15 protein-coding genes and 1 pseudogene are annotated in these 14,786 nt (G+C 68.3%); 12 read left to right on the top strand and 4 right to left on the bottom strand.

The annotated features are described in order from the left end of the window. Window positions 1-96: 96 nt before the first annotated feature. The 4 genes from rplU (at window position 97) to proB (ending at window position 3,370) form a co-directional block, all read left to right on the top strand. A complete protein-coding gene (gene rplU / locus G6N35_RS10110; protein ID WP_059018069.1) occupies window positions 97-408 on the top strand; it encodes a 50S ribosomal protein L21 in 312 nt (103 codons plus the stop codon). 19 nt (window positions 409-427) lie between these two features. After that, complete coding sequence (rpmA, locus tag G6N35_RS10105) at window positions 428-691, top strand: 50S ribosomal protein L27 (RefSeq protein ID WP_163804132.1); 264 nt, start codon at window positions 428-430, stop codon at window positions 689-691. A gap of 88 nt (window positions 692-779) precedes the next feature. Further along, entirely contained in the window at window positions 780-2,228 is a 1,449-nt protein-coding gene (obgE, locus tag G6N35_RS10100) for a GTPase ObgE (RefSeq protein WP_163804131.1), read from the top strand. Further along, window positions 2,228-3,370: a glutamate 5-kinase gene (proB, locus tag G6N35_RS10095; RefSeq protein WP_163807589.1), complete on the top strand. Its 1,143-nt coding sequence runs from the start codon at window positions 2,228-2,230 to the stop codon at window positions 3,368-3,370. Before obgE ends, proB begins: the two co-directional genes overlap by 1 nt. Here the strand turns inward: proB and G6N35_RS10090 are convergent. From G6N35_RS10090 to G6N35_RS10080, 3 genes and pseudogenes are all read right to left on the bottom strand, one after another. Next, window positions 3,370-4,092: pseudogene (locus G6N35_RS10090) on the bottom strand (hypothetical protein); the annotation flags it as partial. The gene proB and the pseudogene G6N35_RS10090 sit on opposite strands and share 1 nt — an antisense overlap. Next, a complete protein-coding gene (locus G6N35_RS10085) occupies window positions 4,089-4,922 on the bottom strand; it encodes an NAD-dependent protein deacetylase (protein WP_163804129.1) in 834 nt (277 codons plus the stop codon). The gene G6N35_RS10085 and the pseudogene G6N35_RS10090, both read right to left, overlap by 4 nt. A 17-nt stretch (window positions 4,923-4,939) precedes the next feature. Continuing rightward, entirely contained in the window at window positions 4,940-5,494 is a 555-nt protein-coding gene (locus G6N35_RS10080) for a YdcF family protein (protein WP_407664614.1), read from the bottom strand. A gap of 249 nt (window positions 5,495-5,743) precedes the next feature. Between G6N35_RS10080 and G6N35_RS10075 the strand changes: the two genes are divergently transcribed. Next, entirely contained in the window at window positions 5,744-7,786 is a 2,043-nt protein-coding gene (locus G6N35_RS10075) for an NAD(+) synthase (RefSeq protein ID WP_163804127.1), read from the top strand. 6 nt (window positions 7,787-7,792) lie between these two features. Here G6N35_RS10075 and G6N35_RS10070 read toward each other — a convergent pair whose 3' ends face one another. Beyond that, window positions 7,793-8,644 (bottom strand): ribokinase, encoded by an 852-nt coding sequence (locus tag G6N35_RS10070; RefSeq protein WP_163804126.1) that lies wholly within the window; start codon window positions 8,642-8,644, stop codon window positions 7,793-7,795. A gap of 68 nt (window positions 8,645-8,712) precedes the next feature. Here G6N35_RS10070 and G6N35_RS10065 point away from each other — a divergent pair, with 68 nt between their 5' ends. Genes G6N35_RS10065 through octT form a run of 7 tightly spaced genes read left to right on the top strand, consistent with a single transcriptional unit; the run spans window position 8,713 to window position 14,785 of the window. Beyond that, window positions 8,713-9,960 carry a glutamate-5-semialdehyde dehydrogenase gene (locus G6N35_RS10065; RefSeq protein WP_163804125.1) on the top strand — a complete coding sequence of 416 codons (1,248 nt, stop codon included), beginning with the start codon at window positions 8,713-8,715 and terminating at the stop codon, window positions 9,958-9,960. A 17-nt stretch (window positions 9,961-9,977) separates the two neighbouring features. Then, on the top strand, window positions 9,978-10,865 hold the full coding sequence (locus tag G6N35_RS10060) for an AAA family ATPase (RefSeq protein WP_163804124.1): 888 nt from the start codon (window positions 9,978-9,980) through the stop codon (window positions 10,863-10,865). Window positions 10,866-10,875: 10 nt separating this feature from the next. Further along, entirely contained in the window at window positions 10,876-12,321 is a 1,446-nt protein-coding gene (locus tag G6N35_RS10055) for a vWA domain-containing protein (RefSeq protein ID WP_163804123.1), read from the top strand. Further along, on the top strand, window positions 12,267-13,019 hold the full coding sequence (nadD, locus tag G6N35_RS10050) for a nicotinate-nucleotide adenylyltransferase (protein ID WP_407664539.1): 753 nt from the start codon (window positions 12,267-12,269) through the stop codon (window positions 13,017-13,019). The genes G6N35_RS10055 and nadD overlap by 55 nt, the downstream gene beginning before the upstream one ends. Further along, window positions 13,016-13,390 (top strand): ribosome silencing factor, encoded by a 375-nt coding sequence (gene rsfS / locus G6N35_RS10045; RefSeq protein WP_163804121.1) that lies wholly within the window; start codon window positions 13,016-13,018, stop codon window positions 13,388-13,390. The genes nadD and rsfS overlap by 4 nt, the downstream gene beginning before the upstream one ends. Beyond that, window positions 13,387-14,055, top strand: a complete 669-nt coding sequence (gpgP, locus tag G6N35_RS10040) for a glucosyl-3-phosphoglycerate phosphatase (protein ID WP_163804120.1) — start codon at window positions 13,387-13,389, stop codon at window positions 14,053-14,055. The genes rsfS and gpgP overlap by 4 nt, the downstream gene beginning before the upstream one ends. After that, a complete protein-coding gene (octT, locus tag G6N35_RS10035; protein ID WP_163804119.1) occupies window positions 14,045-14,785 on the top strand; it encodes a diglucosylglycerate octanoyltransferase in 741 nt (246 codons plus the stop codon). Before gpgP ends, octT begins: the two co-directional genes overlap by 11 nt. The last annotated feature ends 1 nt before the right edge of the window (window position 14,786 follow it).

Genomic DNA, 14,786 nt, shown 5'->3' with positions numbered 1-14,786 from the left:
CAGCGCCGGTGGCAGCGGGCTTGAAGATCCCGCACCCCCAGACCCGCGCACGCAGCTTCGGTTAGCGCGCGCCCACAGAGCAAGGCAGAGGAACGAATGGCGACGTACGCAATCGTCAAGACCGGTGGCAAGCAGTACAAGGTCGCCGTGGGAGACATCGTCAAGGTCGAGAAGCTCGAGGTCGAGGCCGGTAGCTCCGTTTCGCTGCCCGTCGCGCTCGTCGTCGACGGCGCCACGGTGACCACCGACGCCAAGGCTCTGGAGAAGGTCGCGGTCACCGGTGAGGTGCTCGAGCACACCAAGGGTCCCAAGATCCGCATCCACAAGTTCAAGAACAAGACCGGCTACCACAAGCGGCAGGGTCACCGTCAGCCGTTGACCGTGCTCAAGGTCACCGGGATCAAGTAGCGACAGGGAGCGAACAGACATGGCACACAAAAAGGGCGCTTCCAGCTCGCGCAACGGTCGCGAGTCCGCCGCACAGCGGCTCGGCGTCAAGCGTTTCGGCGGTCAGGTCGTCAAGGCCGGCGAGATCCTCGTCCGTCAGCGCGGCACTCACTTCCACCCGGGCGTGAACGTCGGCCGCGGCGGCGACGACACCCTGTTCGCCACCGCGCCGGGCGCGGTGGAGTTCGGCGTGAAGCGCGGCCGCAAGGTCGTCAACATCGTCCGCGCCGCCCGACCGGAGTAGGTCTTAATTTCGCGAGTGTGCCTCCACTGCGAGATTGAGACCGATATCTCGCAGCAGGTACACACTCGACGAATGAAAGGACTCTCCGATGCCTCGCTTCGTCGACCGCGTCGTCATCAAGACCCGCGCGGGTAACGGCGGTAACGGCTGCGCCTCGGTGCACCGCGAGAAGTTCAAACCTCTCGGCGGCCCCGATGGCGGCAACGGCGGCCATGGCGGAAGCGTCATCCTGGTGGTCGATCCGCAGGTGCACACCCTGCTGGACTTCCACTTCCACCCCAATGTCGTCGCCCCTTCGGGCAAGCAGGGGATGGGCAGCAACCGCGACGGCGCCAATGGTGACGATCTCGAAGTCAAGGTTCCCGACGGAACAGTGGTGCTCGACGAGCACGGCCGACTGCTGGCCGACCTGGTCGGGACCGGCACCAGTTTCGTTGCCGCCGAAGGCGGACGCGGCGGGCTGGGTAACGCCGCGCTGGCCTCCCGGGCCCGCAAGGCGCCCGGATTCGCCCTGCTGGGCGAGAAGGGCCAGGAGCGCGATCTCACTCTTGAGCTGAAGACTGTGGCCGATGTCGGCCTCATCGGCTTCCCGTCGGCGGGCAAGTCCTCGCTGGTGTCCACCATCTCCGCGGCCAAGCCCAAGATCGCCGACTACCCGTTCACCACGCTGGTGCCCAATCTCGGCGTCGTGTCAGCGGGGGAGCACACCTTCACCGTCGCCGATGTTCCGGGCCTGATCCCGGGTGCCTCCGAGGGGCGCGGCCTGGGCCTGGATTTCCTTCGGCACATCGAGCGGTGTGCGGTTCTGGTGCACGTGGTGGACTGCGCGACCCTGGAACCGGGCCGCGATCCGATCTCCGACATCGACGCACTGGAAGCCGAACTGGCCGCGTATCAGCCGACGCTGCAAGGTGATTCGACGCTCGGTGACCTGGCCAGCCGGCCGCGCGCGGTGGTGCTCAACAAGATCGACGTCCCCGAGGCCCGCGAACTCGCCGATTTCGTCCGCCCAGAGATCGCCGAACGTGGCTGGCCGGTGTTCGAGGTGTCGACGGTGAGCCGGGAAGGCTTGCGCGAGTTGACCTTTGCGCTGTGGGATCTGGTGCAGGCCTATCAGAAGGCCCAGCCTGAGGTAGTGCCGCGCCGGCCCGTCATCCGGCCCATTCCGGTGGACCAGACCGGGTTCACCGTCGAGGATGACCCGCACCACGCCGGCGGTTTCATCGTGCGCGGTGTCCGGCCCGAACGCTGGATCGCCCAGACCAACTTCGACAACGACGAGGCAGTCGGTTACCTCGGTGACCGGCTGGCCCGGCTCGGGGTGGAAGAGGCGCTGCTGCGTCGGGGGGCCAAGCCGGGCTGCGCGGTGACCATCGGTGACATGACGTTCGATTGGGAGCCGCAGACCCCGGCCGGGGTCGACGTCACCCCGACCGGCCGAGGCACCGATGTGCGGCTGGAACAGACCGACCGGGTCGGTGCCGCCGAACGTAAGGAAGCCCGCCGGTTGCGGCGTGAGCACGAGGACGGCGCGTGATCGACGCTTGCGGAGCGAACCAACAGGCGAAGAGTCAGTTCCGCGAGGCGATCCGCACCGCGCGCAGTGTGGTCGTCAAGATCGGTACCACGGCGCTGACGACCAAAGCCGGATTGTTCGATGCGGGCAGGCTGGCCAAGCTGGCCGACGCCATCGAGGCGCGGATGCAGGCCGGCTCCGACGTCGTGATCGTGTCCTCCGGCGCGATCGCCGCGGGTATCGAGCCCCTCGGCTTGAGCCGGCGCCCCACCGACCTGGCCACCAAACAGGCCGCGGCCAGCGTCGGGCAGGTGGCCCTGGTCAACTCCTGGAGCGCGGCGTTCGCCCGCTATGACCGTACCGTCGGCCAGATCCTGCTCACCGCCCACGACATCGCGATGCGTGCGCAGCACACCAACGCCCAGCGCACCCTGGACCGGCTGCGGGCACTGCACGCGGTGGCCATCGTCAACGAGAACGACACCGTCGCCACCAACGAGATCCGGTTCGGCGACAACGACCGGCTCTCGGCGCTGGTGGCCCACCTTGTCGGTGCCGACGCGCTGATCCTGCTGTCCGACATCGACGGCCTCTACGACGGCGATCCGCGTAAGGCGACGCACGACAATCCGGCCCGGTTCATCCCCGAGGTCGCCGGCCCGGACGACCTCGACGGTGTGGTCGCCGGGCAGGGCAGCCGGCTGGGCACCGGGGGAATGCGTTCGAAACTGTCCTCGGCTCTGCTGGCCGCCGACGCCGGGGTTCCGGTGCTGCTGGCGGCGGCCGCCAACGCTGACGCCGCGCTGTCGGACGCCTCGGTGGGCACCGTGTTCGCGCCGCGGCCCGACCGGATGTCGGCGCGGCGGTTCTGGGTGCGTTACGCCGCCGAGGTGTCCGGTGCCGTGAGCCTGGACGCCGGCGCGGTCCGTGCGGTCGTCGCACAACGCCGCTCGCTGCTGCCTGCCGGTATCACCGGGGTGTCCGGCCGGTTCTTCGGCGGTGACGTGGTGGAGCTGCGCGGGCCGGATGAGGCGATCGTGGCGCGCGGTGTGGTGGCCTACGACGCCGGCGAGCTCGCGACGATGATCGGGCGTTCCACCTCTGACCTGCCTGCCGAGATGCGCAGGCCCGCCGTGCACGCCGACGACCTGGTCGCCGTTTAGTCCTTGCTGCGCCCGCGGTGCAGCAGGTTGCGGACGCTCTTCTCCAGCTCGCCGAGTTTGGTCTTGAGCACCTCGGCCCGGTCACCGGCGACGTCCATCGGATCGTCGTCGCGCTTACGCACGGTGATGCCGTTGGCCGTGGCGGTGGCGATCACCGATTCGCTCACCTTGGGGTCGGCCAGGATCAGCGTGGACAGCACGCCGGGCGAGAGCACCTTGTCGCGGCGGAACAGGCCGCCGCGGAAATGCACCTCGGCGGGGATGCGCACGTCGGCATGGTTCTCGATCTGCTGGCGGGCGGTGGCCATCAGCAGGGTCAACACCGCCGCCGAGGCCAGGCCGAGCAGCCGGCCCCGGCCCGGGAACCACGGCACCGGTAGCCGGTCCACCTGTTTCTCGACCGCGCCCGACAGCAGGTATTCGACCAGGTTGCGGGTATCGATCTCGGTGATCTTGGACCATCTGGCGTCGTCGCCGTCGAACTCCAGGGTCTCGGGTGTGATGGCGAGCCCGCCGAACCGGTTGAGGAACAGCACCGCGCCGCGCAATTTCTGGGGCAGCCGGGTGGTGTCGGCGACGATGTCACCGATGCCCAGCGCCCAGCGCTGGGTGATCGGCCCCGGCGGCGGACGCATCCGCTTGAGCAGAGCGGCAACCCGTCCGGCTTCTTCGTCGATGTCCTCTTCGGTATGAACCTCGGCCCTACCCCGGGAACGTTTCATGCAGACATGGTCTCAGTGAGCTCGTCGGCGAGCAGCACCAGGATCTCCGAGCAGCCGTTGTCGATCTTCACCGTCGCCAGCTCGTCACCGCGGGTGGGGCCGCGGTTGATGATCGCGATCGGCATCCCCAGTGCGGCGGCGTGCCGGACGAACCGGTACCCGGAGAACACCGTCAGCGACGATCCGGCGACCAGCAGCGCATCGGCGGCCTCGACCATCGAATAGGCTTGGGCCACAACATCTTTGCTCACGCTCTCGCCAAAGTAGACGATGTCGGGTTTGAGCATGCCGCCGCAGGCCGGGCAGTCGACGACGTGGAACGATTCGGTGTCGTCGACCACGGCGTCGGCGTCCGGTGCGACGGCGATGCCCCCTACGCGCTCGGCCCGTTCGGCGAAGCCCGGGTTGGCGGCTTCCAGCTGGTCGGCCAGCTCGGCGCGCGACATGGTGTGTCCGCAATCGAGGCACACCACCTGCGCATAGGTTCCGTGCAGGTTGATGACGTTGCGGCTGCCCGCCTTGGTGTGCAGCAGGTCGACGTTCTGGGTGATCACGCCGGTCACCACGCCGGCACGCTCCAGTGCGGCCAGCGCACGGTGCCCGGCGTTGGGCCGGGTCCGGGCCATGTGCCGCCAGCCCAGGTGGTTGCGCGCCCAGTACCGCTGCCGGTACTCCCGGCTGGAGGTGAACTGGCGGATGGTCATCGGGTTGGCGGGCGGGGAGTCCGGGCCGCGATAGTCGGGGATACCGGAGTCGGTGGAGATACCGGCCCCGGTGAGCACCGCCAGTCGCCGTCCCGACAGTGATGCGACGAGTTCTGGCGACTCCATACCGCCAGGATAGGCGGCTATCCGAGGTTGACGAACGGGCTGACCGCGTCGCGGGCGAACTGTGCGACATTGACCGACGGGTCACCGTCGGGATAGCTGACCGTGGCGAGCAGATTGGCTCCCGCGTCGACGAAGTTCCCATCCGCGCGGTCCTGATGGGTCGTCGAGGTCACCAGGATGATGCCGGACGTTCCCGCCTTCTCGGCCAGCGGCACTGAGAACTGGGCGTTCTGCACGGTGCTGTTGGCCTTGTCCTCCACGATGATTCGGTTGTCCGGGAAGCCCAGCAGCATCAGCATGCGGCGCATCTGGCTCGCCTCGGTCCTCCCGTTCTGCGGGTTACCGCCGGTGACGATGATCGGCGATTGGGGGAAGAACTGCGCGACGGCCAAGCCGGTCAGCACCCGGCGGCGCAGGATCACCCGCATGGTGCCGTCGGGATTGAGTCCGTAGCCCAGGATCACGATCGCCGGCTTGGAGAAGTCCTTGGTCACCGGTGCCGGTACCGGCGGTGGGGCGGCGTGTGCGGCAGCCGGGAGGACGTCGCCCGCGAAGACGGCCAGCGTCAGCAGAAGAGCAACCCAGATCGCCTTGACGTGTCGCACTGTTCCTCCGCCACCGTTGGGTTCCGCCGCTGACTCTCACATCGACGTGCTGCGCGACAGTGTTACGCAAGCGTCAGCGAGTACCTGATGGTAGGCGTGAGGCGGCTGGGATCATCTCGGTGCTCGTGTTGCATGTCGACCATCAGTAGCGCATTTCAGCCACGGCTCTTCGCATACCCGTTTCCGGACCCATGGCTACACAGGCGACAATGGGGCATGGACTTCTACTCCGCCTACCGGCACGGGTTTGCGCGCGTGGCGGCCTGCACGCACCACACGGTGCTGGCCGATCCGGCGGCCAACGCCGCGTCGGTGGTGCGGATCGCCAAGGCCTGCCATGACGACGGCGTGGCGGTGGCGGTGTTCCCCGAACTGACCTTGTCGGGGTACTCGATCGAGGACATCCTGCTGCAGGACACTCTTCTCGACTCCGTCGAAGCAGCCCTGCTCGACGTCGTCGCCGCGTCTGCGGACCTGCTTCCGGTCCTCGTCGTCGGCGCCCCGCTTCGTCACTTGCACCGTATCTACAACACCGCCGTGGTGATCCATCGCGGCGTGGTGCTCGGCGTCGCACCGAAGTCCTATCTGCCCACCTACCGCGAGTTCTACGAGAGCCGGCAGGTCGCCGCGGGTGACGATGTGCACGGCAACATCCGCATCGGTGGTGTCGAGGTGCCCTTCGGCCCGGATCTGCTGTTCGAGGCGCGCGACGTTGCCGGCCTGGTGCTGCACGTGGAGATCTGCGAGGACATGTTCGTCCCCGTCCCGCCCAGTGCGCACGCCGCGCTGGCCGGGGCGACGGTCCTGGCCAACCTGTCCGGGAGTCCGATCACGATCGGTCGTGCGGAGGACCGCACGTTGCTGGTCCGTTCCGCGTCGGCCCGCTGCCTGGCGGCCTACGTCTACGCCGCGGCGGGCGAGGGCGAGTCGAGCACCGATCTGGCCTGGGACGGCCAGACCATGATCTACGAGAACGGCCGGCTGCTGGCCGAGTCCGAACGTTTCCCGAAGGGCGAGCGCCGCTCGGTGGCCGATGTCGATCTGGATCTGCTGCGCGCCGAACGGTTGCGGATGGGCACCTTCGACGACAACCGCCGCCATCATCAGGATGCGCTGACGTCGTTCCGGCGCATCGGATTTCTGCTCGATCCCCCCTCCGGCGACATCGGCCTCAAGCGTGCCGTCGAACGGTTCCCGTTCGTGCCCAGCGATCCGCAGCGCCTCGAGCAGGACTGCTACGAGGGATACAGCATCCAGGTGTCCGGTCTGGAGCAGCGGTTGCGCGCGCTCAACTATCCCAAGGTCGTGATCGGGGTATCCGGTGGTCTGGATTCCACCCACGCGCTCATCGTCGCGGCCCGGGCGATGGACCGGGAAGGTCGCCCGCGCAGCGACATTCTGGCGTTCACCCTGCCCGGGTTCGCCACCGGCGAGCGCACCAAGAACAACGCCATCAGGCTGTCCCGGGCGCTGGGGGTGACCTTCGAGGAGATCGACATCCGCTCGACGGCCTCGTTGATGCTCACCGAGATCGGGCATCCCTTCTCCCAGGGCGAGCCGGTCTACGACATCACCTTCGAGAACGTGCAAGCCGGTCTGCGCACTGACTACCTGTTCCGCATCGCCAACCAGCGCGGTGGCATCGTGCTGGGCACCGGTGACCTGTCCGAGTTGGCGCTGGGGTGGTCGACCTACGGTGTGGGCGACCAGATGAGCCACTACAACGTCAATGCGGGCGTGCCGAAAACCCTTATCCAGCATCTCATTCGGTGGGTCATCTCCTCAGGACAGTTCAACGACGAGGTCGACGAGATCCTGCAGTCGGTGCTCGACACCGAGATCACCCCGGAACTGGTCCCGACCGGTGAGGACGAGGAGATCCAGAGCAGCGAGGCCAAGGTGGGGCCCTATTCGCTGCAGGACTTTTCGTTGTTCCAGGTGCTGCGCTACGGTTTCCGGCCGTCGAAGATCGCGTTCTTGGCCTGGCACGCCTGGAGCGATCCGGGCCGCGGTGGCTGGCCGCCGGGGTTCCCGGAAGGTAAGCGACCGGCCTACTCGCTCAAGGAGATTCGGCAATGGTTGGCGGTATTCGCCCAGCGGTACTACTCGTTCAGCCAGTTCAAACGCTCAGCGTTGCCGAACGGCCCCAAGGTGTCCCACGGTGGTTCGCTGTCCCCGCGCGGTGATTGGCGCGCACCCTCGGACATGTCGGCGCGGATCTGGCTCGCCGAGATCGAACGCGACATTCCCGAGGAGTAGGGCCCGTCATCGGGTGAGCGCGTCGTCGATGGCATCTTCGGCCGGCGCGCAATCACCGGCGCCGGGGACCAGCGTCGCCAGTGCACCGGCCGCGCAAGCCCGCCGCAGGGCACGATCGATACCGGTCGCCCAATCGGCGGCGAGCACTCCGGCGAACACATCTCCGGCGCCGGTGGTGTCGATCGCCTCGACCTCGGGAGTGGGCACCTCGAACGAACCGTGTGGGCCGCGATAGCTCGCGCCACGCGCTCCATGGGTCACCACCCGATGCGGGGTCGGCCAGATCCAGTGCGGCTCCTCGGTGTCGTTGACGACGACGACATCGGTCAGCGACGCCAGGTCGGCAAGCACAGGATCGGTGCTCACCGGGGATGCGTTGACGATGACGGTCGCGCCGGCCGCCCGAGCCTCCCGCGCGGCTGCCAGGGCGGTGGCCAGCGGGATCTCCAATTGGATCAGCACAACCTCGCTCTTCGCGATGGCCGTTCGGGCCGCTGGCGAACTGAGCGTCAGGTGCCCGTTGGCGCCCGGCGCGACGACGATCAGGTTGTCGCCGTCGGCACCGACCAGGATCACCGCGCTCCCACTGGGAGCCGACAACTCCTCCAGCCCGTCGAGCCCGACGCCGTTGGCGCCGAGATGGGCGCGCAGTTGGGCACCGGCCGGATCGGTACCGACCGCCCCCACGAACTGAACGGACGCACCCGCGCGCGCTGCCGCTACGGCCTGGTTGCCTCCCTTGCCTCCGGGTTCGGTGCGTACCGAGCTGGCCAGAATCGTCTCGCCGGCCCCTGGCAGCGACGCCACTGTGAAGAACTGATCGACGTTCACACTGCCGACGACGCACACCCGTGTCACACCCTCACGTTAACTGGGTGAACCGGCCCCCACCTGCCGGTTGGTCGGTAGACCGATACGCTGGACCGATGAGTGTCGACGCACCGTCGGTTCCCGGTGTTCGCGAACAGGTGCATGAAGCGGCCCGGCGGGCCCGCGTCGCCGCGCGCACCCTGGGATCTCTGACGACCACGGTCAAGGACCGGGCCCTGCACGCCGCGGCTGACGCGGTACTGGCCCACACCCATCAGATCATCGCCGCGAACGCCGAGGATCTCGACGCCGCCCGCGCGTCCGGCACACCCGAGGCCATGCTGGACCGGCTGGCGCTCAACCCGCAGCGCATCGACGGCATCGCCGCCGGCCTGCGCCAGGTCGCGGGCCTGCCCGACCCGATCGGCGAGGTCCTGCGCGGCCGCACCCTGCCCAACGGCCTGCAGCTGCGCCAGCAGCGCGTGCCTCTCGGTGTGATCGGCATCGTCTACGAAGGGCGCCCCAACGTCACCGTCGACGCCTTCGGGCTGACGCTGAAATCCGGCAATGCCGTACTCCTGCGCGGCAGCTCCTCGGCGGCCAACTCCAACGCTGAACTCGTCGCCGTGCTGCGCGGCGCACTCGCCGGTGAAGGCCTTGCCGAGGACGCGGTCCAACTGCTGCCCAGCGTCGACCGCACCAGCGTCACCCACCTGATCCAGGCCCGTGGTCTGGTCGACGTGGTGATCCCGCGTGGCGGCGCCGGCCTGATCGACGCTGTCGTGCGTGATGCCACGGTGCCCACCATCGAGACCGGTGTCGGCAACTGTCACGTCTACGTGCACGCCGCGGCCGACCTCGACGTCGCCGAGCGCATCATCCTCAACGCCAAGACACGGCGCCCCAGCGTCTGCAACGCCGCCGAGACACTGCTGATCGACGCCGGCATCGCCGAGACCGCAAGGCCGAGACTGCTCGGCGCGCTGCAGCAGGCCGGGGTCACCGTGCACGACAACCCCAGCGAGGACGAGCTGCGCGCGGAGTTCCTGTCGATGGACATCGCCGTCGCCGTCGTCGACGGCCTCGACGCCGCGATCGAGCACATCAACACCTACGGCACCGGCCACACCGAGGCCATCGTCACCACCAATCTCGCAGCGGCGCAACGCTTCACCGAACAGGTGGATGCGGCCGCGGTGATGGTCAACGCGTCGACCGCCTTCACCGACGGTGAGCAGTTCGGTTTCGGCGCCGAGATCGGCATCTCCACCCAGAAGCTGCACGCCCGCGGCCCGATGGGTCTGCCGGAATTGACATCGACCAAGTGGATCGTCTGGGGAGACGGCCACACCCGACCTGCCTGATCCCGACAGGAGCATCCGTGACTGAAACCCCGGCCCGCCCGGCACCGCTGTTCGCCGACATCGACGACGTCTCCAGGCGGCTGGCCGAGACCGGCTATCTGCCCGATACCGCCACGGCCACCGCGGTGTTTCTCGCCGACCGGCTCGGTAAGCCGCTGCTGGTCGAAGGTCCCGCCGGGGTAGGCAAGACCGAACTGGCTCGCGCCGTCGCGCAGTGCACGGGAGCCGGACTGGTGCGCCTGCAGTGCTACGAGGGCGTCGACGAGGCCCGCGCCCTCTACGAGTGGAACCACGCCAAGCAGATCCTGCGGATGCAGGCCGGCTCGGGCGACGGCAGTGACTGGGACCAGGCCAAGTCCGACATCTTCAGTGAGGAATTCCTGCTGTCGCGCCCGCTGCTGACCGCGATCCGGCGCACCGAGCCCACCGTGCTGCTGATCGACGAGACCGACAAGGCGGACATCGAGATCGAAGGCCTACTGCTCGAGGTGCTCTCCGACTTCGCGGTGACCGTTCCCGAACTGGGCACCATCACCGCGTCCCGGACCCCGTTCGTGGTGCTGACCTCCAACGCCACCCGCGAGCTGTCCGAGGCGCTCAAACGGCGCTGCCTGTTCCTGCACATCGACTTCCCCGATCCCGATCTGGAGCGGCGCATCCTGCTGTCCCGGGTGCCCGAACTGCCGGAATCGCTTGCCGCCGAACTGGTTCGCATCATCGGAGTGCTGCGCGGGATGCAGCTCAAGAAGCTGCCGTCGGTCGCCGAGACCATCGACTGGGGCCGGACCATCCTGGCGCTGGGGATGGACACCATCGACGACGCCACCATCGCCGCCACCCTCGGTGTGGTGCTCAAGCACCAGTCCGATCAGCAGCGTGCGGCTGGCGAGCTTCGGCTGAACTAGGAGTCCACAGATGGCCGTCCGCAGGGTGCGCCCCCCACAGCCGCTGGCCCCGCATGGCCTGCCCGGCCATCTCGTCGGCTTCGTCGAAGCGCTTCGCGCCCAGGGGATCTCGGTCGGGCCGTCGGAGACTGTCGACGCCGGCCGGGTGCTCACCGTGCTCGGCCTCGGGGACCGGCAGGCACTGCGTGAAGGACTGGCCTGTGCCGTGCTGCGCCGCGCCGACCACCGGCAGACCTATGACGCGCTGTTCGACCTGTGGTGGCCGGCCGCGCTCGGCGGGCGAACCGTTCTGGCCGACGAGGACTCCGACGATCCCACCCCCGAGGGCCTGCCCCCCGAGGACGTCGAGGCCATGCGCGGCATGCTGCTCGACCTACTCGCCGACAACCCGGACATCGGCGATATGGACGATCGTCTGGTGGCGATGATCGCCCAGATCGTCGAAGCCTACGGGCGCTACACCTCCAGCCGCGGCCCGTCCTACTCGTCGTATCAGGCGCTCAAGGCCATGGGGCTCGATGAGCTGGAGGGCCGGTTGCTGGCCGGGCTGCTCGCGCCGCACGGCGACGACCCGAGCCCCACTCAGGAGCAGATCGCCAAAGCGCTTGCCGCCCAGAAGATTCAGCAGTTGCGCCGGCTGGTGGAGAGTGAGACCAAGCGGCGCACGGCCGAGCAGCTCGGCCGCGATCACGTTCAGATGTACGGCATCCCGCAGCTCGCCGAGAACGTGGAGTTCCTGCGCGCCTCCGGTGAGCAGTTGGGCCAGATGCGCAAGACCGTCCAACCGCTGGCGCGGATGCTGGCCACCCGGCTGGCCGCCAAGCGGCGTCGGCACCGGGCCGGGCAGATCGACCTCCGCAAGACGCTGCGCAAGTCGATGTCCACCGGCGGCGTGCCGATCGACGTGGTGTTGCGCAAGCCGCGCCCGGCCCGCCCCGAACTGGTGGTGCTCTGTGACGTCTCCGGCTCGGTGGCCGGGTTCAGCCACTTCACCTTGCTGCTGGTGCACGCGCTGCGCCAGCAGTTCTCCCGGGTGCGCGTCTTTGCCTTCATCGACACCACCGACGAGGTGACCCACCTGTTCGGTCCCGATGCCGACCTCGCGGTCGCGATTCAGCGGATCACCCGCGAGGCCGGGGTCTACACCCGCGACGGGCATTCCGACTACGGCAACGCGTTCGTCTCGTTCGCCGAGAACTTCCACAACGTGCTCTCCCCCCGCAGCTCGCTGCTGGTGCTGGGGGACGCCCGCACCAACTACCGCAACCCCGCTGCCGACGTCTTGGCCCGAATGGTCAACGCCAGCAGGCACGCGCACTGGCTCAATCCCGAGCCCCGTCACCTGTGGGGGAGCGGCGACTCGGCGGTACCGCGCTACTCCGACGTCATCACCATGCACGAATGCCGGTCGGCCAAACAGCTGGCCTCGGTGATCGACCAGCTGCTGCCGGTCTGAGCCCCGACGGGCTGCCAGTAAGCTGGTCAATCGTGGTTTCTACTGGCCGGCGCAGGGTGGGCGTGATGGGTGGGACGTTCGATCCCGTCCACAACGGCCACCTGGTTGCCGCCAGCGAGGTCGCCGACCTCTTCGAACTCGACGAAGTGGTCTTCGTCCCCACCGGGCAACCGTGGCAGAAATCCCGCGATGTCACCCCGGCCGAGGACCGCTATCTGATGACGGTGATCGCCACCGCCTCCAACCCGCGGTTCTCGGTGAGTCGAGTGGACATCGACCGGGGCGGCCCTACCTACACCAACGACACACTGCGCGACTTGCGCGACCTGAACCCCGACGCCGATCTGTACTTCATCACCGGCGCCGACGCGCTGGCCTCGATCCTGTCCTGGCAGAACTGGGCGGAACTGTTCGCCCTGGCCAGGTTCATCGGGGTCAGCAGGCCCGGTTACGAACTCAACGGGCAGCACATCGTCGCCGCCTTCGACCAGCTGCCCGAGGAGGCGCTGAACCTGGTCGAGGTGCCGGCGCTGGCCATCTCGTCCACCGATTGCCGGTCCCGCGCCGCCAAGGGCAGGCCGATCTGGTACCTGGTTCCCGACGGTGTGGTGCAGTACGTCGCCAAACGCGGCCTGTACACCAACCAGGGCGGGGTGGGGACGAGGGCTGCCGCGACACTCCAGGAGGAAAACACGTGACAGCATCCGCCGAAGCCATCGAGATGGCCACGATCGCGGCCAGGGCCGCGGCGTCCAAACTGGCGCAGGACGTCGTCGTCATCGACGTCTCGGGCCAGCTCGTCATCACCGACTGCTTCGTGATCGCCTCGGCGGCCAATGACCGTCAGGTCGGTGCCATCGTCGACGAGGTCGAAGAGAAGATGCGGCTGGCCGGTCACAAGCCCGCCCGCCGGGAAGGCACCCGGGAAGGCCGGTGGGTGCTGCTGGACTACGTCGACATCGTGGTGCACATCCAGCACACCGATGAGCGCAACTTCTATGCGCTGGACCGGTTGTGGCGCGACTGCCCCTTGATCGAGGTCGATCTCGACGTCGACGAGGTGCCGTGAGGATCCGCAGGCTGGTCATGCTGCGGCACGGCCAGACCGAGTACAACGCGGGCAGCCGGATGCAGGGCCAACTCGACACCGATCTGACCGATCTGGGTCGGGCCCAGGCAGTGGCGGCTGCCGAGGTACTGGCCAAACGTCAGCCGTTGCTGATCGTGTCCTCGGATCTGCGCCGCGCCTACGACACCGCGGTGGCGCTGCACGAGCGCACCGCGCTGCCGGTGCATGTCGACACCCGGCTGCGGGAAACCCATCTCGGTGACTGGCAGGGCCTGACCCACCACGAGGTCGACGCTGCCGCCCCGGGTGCCCGGATCGCCTGGCGTGACGATGCCGCATGGGCCCCGCACGGCGGCGAGAGCCGCATCGACGTGGCCGATCGCAGTGTGCCGTTGGTAGCCGAACTGGTTGCGGCTGAACCAGAGTGGGGACGCGACGAGCCGGACAGGCCGGTGGTTCTGGTGGCCCACGGCGGACTGATCGCGGCGTTGTGCGCGGCCCTGCTGGACCTCCCGGTGGACAGCTGGCCGGTGCTCGGCGGCATGGGCAATGCCAGTTGGGCGCAGCTGTCCGGGCACAGCCCCGAGGGGGCGCCGTTCGCCGACATCCGCTGGCGGCTCGACGTGTGGAATGCCTCGGCCCAGGTGGCCAACGATGTCCTCTGACCCAGCCCGCCGGACCCTGCTGGTGTTCTGCGATTCGCTGTCCTACTACGGACCGCAGGGCGGGCTTCCCGCCGACGACCCCCGGATCTGGCCCACTATCGTTGCCCGCCATCTGGATTGGGATCTGGAGCTGATCGGGCGCATCGGGTGGACCTCGCGTGACGTCTGGTGGGCGGCCACCCAGGATCCGCGCGCCTGGGCCGCACTGCCGCGCGCCGGCGCGGTGATCTTTGCGACCAGCGGCATGGATTCGCTTCCCTCGCCGCTGCCGACGGCGTTGCGTGAACTCATCCGGTATGTGCGCCCCGCGAGCCTGCGCCGCTGGGTGCGCGATGGGTACGGTTGGGCGCAGCCCCGGCTGTCGCCGATCTCGCGTTCCGCGCTGCCTCCACACCTGACTGTCGAATATCTCGAAATGACCCGGGCTGCAATCGACTTCAACCGCCCGGGGATACCGGTTGTCGCCTCGCTGCCGTCGGTGCACACCGCCGACACCTACGGCCACGCCCACCACGGGCGCAGCGGCACTGTCTCGGCCATCACCGAATGGGCCGACGAACACCACATCCCGCTGGTGGACCTCAAAGAGGCGGTGGCCGACGAGGTGCTGGCCGGGCGAGGCAATCCGGATGGCATCCACTGGAACTTCGAGGCACACCAGGCGGTCGCCGAACTGATGCTCAAGGCGCTCGCGCTCGCGGGTGTGCCACCCGAGAATCCGCTCGACTGAA

Source organism: Mycolicibacterium anyangense (assembly GCF_010731855.1).
GTDB lineage: Bacteria > Actinomycetota > Actinomycetes > Mycobacteriales > Mycobacteriaceae > Mycobacterium > Mycobacterium anyangense.
Note: the sequence above shows the minus strand (reverse complement) of the source record. Positions and strands in the feature narration are given on the sequence as shown.

Excerpts from the sequence above, each read along its gene's own strand:
- octT (WP_163804119.1), top strand. The coding sequence starts at position 14,045 with ATGTCCTCTGACCCAGCCCGCCGGACCCTGCTGGTGTTCTGCGATTCG.
- rpmA (WP_163804132.1), top strand. The coding sequence starts at position 428 with ATGGCACACAAAAAGGGCGCTTCCAGCTCGCGCAACGGTCGCGAGTCC.
- G6N35_RS10055 (WP_163804123.1), top strand. The coding sequence starts at position 10,876 with ATGGCCGTCCGCAGGGTGCGCCCCCCACAGCCGCTGGCCCCGCATGGC.
- G6N35_RS10085 (WP_163804129.1), bottom strand. The coding sequence starts at position 4,922 with ATGGAGTCGCCAGAACTCGTCGCATCACTGTCGGGACGGCGACTGGCG.
- G6N35_RS10075 (WP_163804127.1), top strand. The coding sequence starts at position 5,744 with ATGGACTTCTACTCCGCCTACCGGCACGGGTTTGCGCGCGTGGCGGCC.
- rplU (WP_059018069.1), top strand. The coding sequence starts at position 97 with ATGGCGACGTACGCAATCGTCAAGACCGGTGGCAAGCAGTACAAGGTC.
- obgE (WP_163804131.1), top strand. The coding sequence starts at position 780 with ATGCCTCGCTTCGTCGACCGCGTCGTCATCAAGACCCGCGCGGGTAAC.
- G6N35_RS10065 (WP_163804125.1), top strand. The coding sequence starts at position 8,713 with ATGAGTGTCGACGCACCGTCGGTTCCCGGTGTTCGCGAACAGGTGCAT.
- nadD (WP_407664539.1), top strand. The coding sequence starts at position 12,267 with ATGCCGGTCGGCCAAACAGCTGGCCTCGGTGATCGACCAGCTGCTGCC.